The organism is Halovenus aranensis (assembly GCF_900100385.1).
Classification (GTDB): domain Archaea; phylum Halobacteriota; class Halobacteria; order Halobacteriales; family Haloarculaceae; genus Halovenus; species Halovenus aranensis.
The window spans coordinates 1-6,735 of sequence record NZ_FNFC01000034.1; the positions used below are offsets into that span (position 1 = coordinate 1).

The window sequence follows — 6,735 nt, forward strand, 5'->3', positions numbered from 1 at the left end:
TCCGTGAGATCGTCCTCCTGTTCGCGCTCAACAATCTCAAGAAACTCGCCAAAACGCTATGATCCGACTCCCGTCCCGCATTTTCAATAGAGCAGCTCGAATCGGGATCAAGACGAACGAGACTGTAGGCAGCCATCAGAAGGTGCCAGTGCCAACTGGCACCTTCGTCGGTCTGCATCTCGCAGTCTCCAAAGCCGAGATCCTGCTTCGAGTCCTCGAAGAACGTCTCGATGCGCCACCGCATCCCGTAGGAGCGAATCACGTGCTCGGTCGGTGCGTCGATTTTTTTCGTAGCGAGGGACTTGACCGGGATCTCTTCATCTTCGTCGGTCTCTTTCTCGGCGATGACCAGCTCCCCGTCCCCCAATTGGGAGACAGGAAGCTTCTTCGTCCAGATCTGGTAGGTGTCGTCATCGACATCGCGCTTGTCCGTGTCGATGCGCTCTGCAAGCGCATCGACGCGGCCGCTTCGCCGCCGTAGGTAACCTGTCGATTGCTCCGGAGCCGGACGATCCAGTCCTTGCTGTAGGATTCGATGTATTCGGGAAGGCCAGAGTCGTGAGCGAACCACGAATCGAAGAGGTAGGTGTGCCTGCGGACATCTACCTCTTCTTGGAGTTCGGTGACGATCTCGCGGGCGAGATCGTACTTAGTGTCGTGGTTTTGATCGTTCTCGTCTTGCTGTTCGTAGAGGCGGATGGTGAGCGGATATGCAGTTTTGTCGTCAGCGTAGAAGGCGTAGATGAGGTCTTGGCCCCAGACAGTGTCGCCTTCAGCGTGATCGTAGAAGTGGCCGACGCCGGGGACTTCGTCCCCAGCTTTCTCGGTGATCGTGTCGTCGAGGATGATGTAGCCATCCTGTGACCAGCGTGTTTCACCGTGTTTTTGAAGCTCTTCGAGGCGTTCGTGGTTGAACTCCTGTTCGTCCCAGTCGTACTCGGTGAGGAACTTGTTGAAGGCGCGTTTCCCCTGAGCTGGAAGGACTTCGCGTGCGATACCCGCCACGGTCTTGTTGCGGCCAGCAACAAGACCGGTGGCGTAGGTTTTCGCGTGATGACGTTGTGCTGGTGACAGCGACTCGAACTCGTCAAACACGCGCGTACACAACAAGAAGTCCGTAATCGGCATCATCCGTCCTTGCCACCGCCGACGTCACGCTCTTACTTCAACGTACAACGCTTTTCTGTAGCGTAGCGGAACTGGGCCACAGTTCGTAAGATTATGCCATCTCGCCGAAGGAGGAACGGTTGTGACCAACAATCGCGCCGCCCTCGGCGAGATGCTTACGGATCTTGTGGAACTGGGAGCAATAGAGTTTCGGCCCGAGCCGATCGACGCCATCGTCGAGCGGCGACTCAAGGCCATATGGGCGGCGCGATCGTGCCCGAACTGCGGTGAGAAGAGCCTCCACGCACTCGACGACTCCAAGCGGATCTGGTGTGGCCGATGTGACTGGAAAACGACGTACACTCGCGGGACACCGTTCTACGATTCGGAACTCGCTCCTGGCGAGTTCCTCATCGCGTTCATCCTCTACGCTGATACCCACCTCAGCATCAACCAGATCGCGTTCCTCCTCTCACCGACCTACAAGACTCTCCACGGCTGTATCAAAGAGACCGAATCGGCGTTCGTTCGTGGCTTTCCGACCGTCTGGGACCGTATCTCCCAGACGGTCGGTGGTCCAACACAAGTCGATGAAACCCAGCAGGAGTGTTCTGGGTACAAGGGACAAGATCCACCGCGAGAGGGGCTTGACCGTGGCGGCTCACCAGACGGAGGGAGAACACGATGGAGTGGAGAGCAGGGAGATGAACTGACGCTCGTCGCGGGATGCCGCGACGAGCTCCGAGTGGTATCAGCTGAGGAGGAAACGCGGTACGACGAGGAGTTAGGACCAGTGATCGAGGAGGTAGATGACCTCTCCCAGCCGCTGGGAGAGGTCTGGACCGATGAACTCCCAGCTTATCAAGCGATGGACCACGATCATCAGACTGTCTGCCACGATGATGAATACGTCACTGATGACGGCGTTACCACGAACCAGGTAGAGTGTCTCTGGTCTTTGATCCAGCCGTGGTTGGCGAAATTCCGCGGCCTGTCCAAGCAGGGCTTGGAGCAGGCCGCTCGTTCCTACGGCTTTCTCCGCTCACTGAATCTCAGCCACGCACCCGTACATGGAATCGTTGACTGCATCGCTGTCAACGTCTTCCGCTAGACTACACAAGAGCGAGTGTACAAGTGGTATGAGGTAGAAGCGTAGCATGTGAAAATAGCCCTGATTTCAGATATCCATGGTAACTTGCCTGCCTTAGAAGCGGTCCTTGATGATCTGCCAGCCGTGGATGACATCGTCTGTGCCGGTGATATTGTCGGCTACAATCCGTGGCCAAGAGATTGCCTCGAACGTGTCCGTGAGGTTGTATCGATCACGATGCAGGGAAATCACGATAGGGCAGTTGATGACCCGTCTTCGTACGCCCATAATCCGATGGCCAAGGCTGGACTCGAACACGCGCAGGCTAACCTCACGGCTGAGCAAATGGAGTGGCTCGGATCTAGACCTCAGCGGACTGAATTTGCCGATGGGAACTATCGATTGGTCCACAGCCATCCTGATCCTGCAGAACTCGGTACGTACGTCATGCCTCGCCACTTTCCAGAGATGCGACCATATTTAGACGATCACGATGGAATCGTCCTCGGTCACACCCATATCCAGCACAAAGCAACAATCGACGGCCGGCTCATCGTGAATCCGGGGAGTGTCGGTCAACCACGAGACGGGGACGAACGTGCCGCATATGCGGCCCTCGACACTGTCACTGACGAAGTTGACCTTCGCCGGGTGGAATACGATATCAACAGGGTGATTTCTCGTGTCGAAGAGTGTGGTCTTCCCACCCAAATTGGCACGCGACTACTCGACGGTTCGTGAAGCCATCTCGGATGCCGACTTAGCCTACCTCCGTAACTCTGAACGCCAGTTTTATATCAGTCTGCCGGGAAGAGCGCGGTATGGGTCTTCCTGGTCCCGGTTTGGGGTTTCATAGACCAGAACGGCACCGCCCCGTGAGATAGGGATGCGTCTCTCAGTCAGGGAATCCGTTTCCAGATCGCTGGCTGATATCGCATCTTGGAAGTCTTGCGGGCGTCGCCGGCGCACTTGCGCTGTTGGGTGTCTGTTCTGGTCATCGACACCCAACCATGACCGCACAAAAGTCTCACTCTACCGAGGACACGGAGCACCAGCACACGTCGAGTCCAGCCTCAAGGTTCTGGCGAGATTGCGACCAGTACCACGACTTGGCGGAGAATTTCGCTCAAGATATCGCAGTTGTACACCCAGACAGTCTGTCGGGCCGCCATCCGGGTTGCCCCGGAGACACCGAGTGTTGCGGGTACTGTCGTACTGGCGTCATCTACTACAAACACATTCCGAAATCACGACACAGTGAAAACGAATGGCTCTGATCCTCGTGTTATGGATCGTTCACAACCTCGTTATGGATCTTAAGGAGCGCTCAGTACAGGTGAGAGAGTGACTGCTGCGGAATAATATTTATTAGAGATTTATCAGAATTGTCTTGCAAGATACAGAGAGTGGACTCAGCAGAAACTTTCCATTCATTCCGCCCGATTTGTTCTGAGTAGCCTGCTCAGCATGCGTGCGTATACATCTTTCAAGGTTGTCAGCCGCAATATGTGGCCGCCCAGAACGATGAAGTTAATATTCAAACTCTAAGTCTGGAAGATTCACGAGGCTATCTCCACTTTCGGCTTCTGCTTCAAGTTCATTTTTGAACCACTCCTGTATCCTCTCTATATCAGGGGGAGCTTGACAGCAATAATATCCCCAACCAGTCTGGAAAAAGAGTACTGCTGAAAAGTCAATATCAGGAGGATAATAGACTGCCGCTTGACCGTCCATCTTATCTAATATCTCGAACGCTCATGGGTAGAGGATTGTTGGTCGCATCATAGCGCAGTTTTGAGGATGGTTTTGAGGGCTTCGTCGCCGGGTTTGCGACGGACTCGTTTTCGAAGCTGTAACGCTCTGAGATACGGTGTGAGTTTGTCTTTGGAAACACCTCGATGGGGCGAGAGCCACCGTCGCGCTAATGATCAAGGAAACTTTTGAAAATCAAGGAACTTCTTGCACCAGTCTTTTGCAAAACTGATTCGTTGTGTCACTTGATCAAACACGTCCTTGACGAGTTCATGGAACTCGTCTTCGTCGTCAACGATGATCGGTGCCATCGTCCACTTGAGGTACTTCCAGACCTGCTCGATTGGGTTGAGATGCGGTGATCCTGAGAGAAGGAAAATGAGATCGATCCCAAGTTGATGCGCGCGCTTGCGCGTGTATTCACACACGTGTGATCCGTGCTTGTCCAAGACGAGCAGAATCCGCTTGCCGGGATTCTGCTCGCGTATCGCCGCTAATACCTCACAAATCCGCTCTTTCTCTTCGGTTTCTTTCCAGCGAACCGTACTCTCTCCGTTCAGTGCATAGAATCCAACCGCTGAGTCTTCTGTCTTCACCAACGGCCGTTCCACGTGTGGATCGTCTACGTACCAGACACGGCGTGAATTATCATACGGCTGTGGTTGTGACGCATCGAAAAACCCCAAGACAGTTCCGCCATCTGTACAAACATCGTCGTCAACAATCCATCCTTCTTCGTCGTCTCTTTCCTCTTTGTTGTGAGGGCGCTCATCCTCGTCGAGCGCGTCGGCGACGCGCTCGTCGAGAATCTCTTCTGGATTCTCCGGCCGATTTGGACGCTTTGGACGGGGTTTTGCATACGACAGGCCCAGTTCACGGAGAAACTTCCCCAGATAATCCGGATGATACTCAACACCGAATTCCTCCTGGATAAGATGCTGAATCTCCTGTGATTTCCACGGCTGGCCGTCCCGTAGCATCTGCACCAGCTGTTCCTGTTGGTCTTCGTTAAGTTTCGGGGGCCGACTGCCCCCGAAACTCGGCATCAGTCCCTCCAGCCCACCTTCATTCCAGGCCTCAGCCCAACGTCCGCCGGTCGCTGCCGACCGACCCTCGCGGTCGGCAGCTTCCGCAACCGAATCACCGTAATAGAGGTTCTTCAGAAAGCCTAGCCGCTCTTTTCGGCGATCGTCTGTGGCCTCACGAAGGAGTTCGTCAATTCTCTCCTCTGGAAGATGATACGTAATCTCCTTACGGCGGTCTTCACTCATTACTTTCTGATCTAACGCGACCAACAAAGGTTCTCGCGCTCATTACAGCGACGCGTGGCTCTCGCAGGTATTGACGTGTACCTCTTCATCAGCGTATTCACCCTCACCATGGACGACGTATTCGCGGTCGAAAGCGTCGTCCTCATCGAGTGGCTCGTAGGCTCGAAAGCCGTCTGTGTAGACTGTCATCGACTCCTGTGTGCGGTACGAAAGCAGGAGTCGAATTGTCGATTCATCGGCGGCTTTCGCCGGGTGAACGTAGGTCTCTCCCGTGCCACGATCAGCGAGGATGAACACTGGTGGCTTGTCCTCATGATACGTTCCACGACCGCGCGTGGACAGGCCACGCGAGCGCGACGGTCGGTCGCGCTCGCGGCCCTTCTTCCCCGCGGAAACGTACAGTTCGTCAATCTCCACTGGCCCTTCGAACTGTGGCCGAGGCGCGTCCAGCGACCGGAGGAAGCGCTGGACGCGCCGGTACACCGTCTTGTAGGAAACAGCGAGTTCAGCATCTAGTTGTCGAATACTCGTGTTCAGCCGGATGTACGTGTAGACCGCGAGATACCACTTCTTCAGAGGTATCGACGAATGCTCAAAGACCGTGCCGGTCTTGTCATTGAATGTGCGGTCGCAATTCTTACACCGATACCGTTGAAACACTCGATAGCTGCCGTACCGAATCACGATTCGGCACGGCAGCGCGGGCAATAGATGCCGTCGCGCCAGGGAATCTGTTGGAGCAGATTCGCGGCCCGACGCTCCGAGACGAACGTCTTGAGTGGAATCATCGTTCGTCGGGTGACGCGTCCGCGTCACCCTTGCCTGCTGTGACTTCCAGCTACTGCTCCAACTCACCAACAATCTTCTACAGAAGAGCGTAATAAATAATAGGTTGGATTCCCCACTATTGATTATTGACACATATTCTACAATTGCTTGCCAGAAATATGCCGGTAGCTAAGGTTTTTTATTATACACCTCCGAATCCCGTCGTAATGCCTCGTTGTAAGACTCCTGATGTGCTGATTGGTATTGGTGGTGGTGGGAGCAAGGTCGTGTACCGTTACATGCAGCAAGAGTGGTTGCTGGAGGAGTTGTTCGAAACGGACGACTATGCACAGAATAGTCCTGGTAAATTACAAGCCACTACCATTGACACCGCGCAAGATGACGATTGGCAAAGTGAGCGCGCTGAAGAGGCTAAGAACACGATCGACAACATCTTACCAGAGGATTACGACTCAGATAGAAGGTATCTAGAATTAAATGGATATCCAAATGATGATTCAGCGGAGCCAATAATAGTTCCAGAAAAAGTCGGTGCCGCTTATGCCGGACAAAACTTGACATCACCGGCAGAGATCAGAAAGCTACAGCAGCGAACGGGACTGAGCAGTTGGTGGCTCGAGGATAACAAGGCGCCGATTTCGAATTTCGATGCGGAGGGGGCGTTCAGCGGTGGGGTGTTGCGGAACCGGTCAGTCAGTAAAGCGCTGTATCACGTCGCAGAAGGCA

At 54.3% G+C, this 6,735-nt stretch carries 5 protein-coding genes and 3 pseudogenes; 3 read left to right on the top strand and 5 right to left on the bottom strand.

Translation table 11 applies throughout. From position 1 onward, the window contains the following. Nucleotides 1–1,131: pseudogene (locus BLR34_RS16195) on the bottom strand (IS701 family transposase); the annotation flags it as partial. Nucleotides 1,132–1,279: 148 nt separating this feature from the next. Between BLR34_RS16195 and BLR34_RS16200 the strand changes: the two are divergent. After that, nucleotides 1,280–2,218, top strand: a complete 939-nt coding sequence (locus tag BLR34_RS16200; RefSeq protein ID WP_394327694.1) for an IS1595-like element ISHara1 family transposase — start codon at nt 1,280–1,282, stop codon at nt 2,216–2,218. Between the two features lie 48 nt (nt 2,219–2,266). Further along, the gene (locus BLR34_RS16205) at nt 2,267–2,938 is read left to right on the top strand and encodes a metallophosphoesterase family protein (protein ID WP_092704906.1); all 672 of its coding nucleotides are present in this window, start codon (nt 2,267–2,269) and stop codon (nt 2,936–2,938) included. A 789-nt stretch (nt 2,939–3,727) separates the two neighbouring features. On the opposite strand, the gene BLR34_RS16745 is transcribed toward BLR34_RS16205, so the two are convergent. From BLR34_RS16745 to BLR34_RS16215, 4 genes and pseudogenes are all read right to left on the bottom strand, one after another. Then, nucleotides 3,728–3,931 carry a hypothetical protein gene (locus BLR34_RS16745; RefSeq protein WP_143414204.1) on the bottom strand — a complete coding sequence of 68 codons (204 nt, stop codon included), beginning with the start codon at nt 3,929–3,931 and terminating at the stop codon, nt 3,728–3,730. 47 nt (nt 3,932–3,978) lie between these two features. After that, nucleotides 3,979–4,125, bottom strand: a pseudogene (locus tag BLR34_RS16750) (IS1595 family transposase); the annotation flags it as partial. After that, the gene (locus BLR34_RS16210) at nt 4,126–5,220 is read right to left on the bottom strand and encodes an IS630 family transposase (protein WP_092704908.1); all 1,095 of its coding nucleotides are present in this window, start codon (nt 5,218–5,220) and stop codon (nt 4,126–4,128) included. Between the two features lie 45 nt (nt 5,221–5,265). Further along, a pseudogene (locus BLR34_RS16215) lies at nt 5,266–6,008 on the bottom strand (IS1595 family transposase); the annotation flags it as partial. 207 nt (nt 6,009–6,215) lie between these two features. Between BLR34_RS16215 and BLR34_RS16220 the strand changes: the two are divergent. Next, a partial coding sequence (locus BLR34_RS16220; protein ID WP_143414205.1) for a hypothetical protein occupies nt 6,216–6,735 on the top strand: 520 nt, incomplete at its 3' end.

What these genes read in the sequence shown, in the direction of transcription:
- BLR34_RS16200 (WP_394327694.1), top strand. Translation starts at nt 1,280, where the DNA reads ATGCTTACGGATCTTGTGGAACTGGGAGCAATAGAGTTTCGGCCCGAG.
- BLR34_RS16745 (WP_143414204.1), bottom strand. Translation starts at nt 3,931, where the DNA reads ATGGACGGTCAAGCGGCAGTCTATTATCCTCCTGATATTGACTTTTCA.
- BLR34_RS16210 (WP_092704908.1), bottom strand. Translation starts at nt 5,220, where the DNA reads ATGAGTGAAGACCGCCGTAAGGAGATTACGTATCATCTTCCAGAGGAG.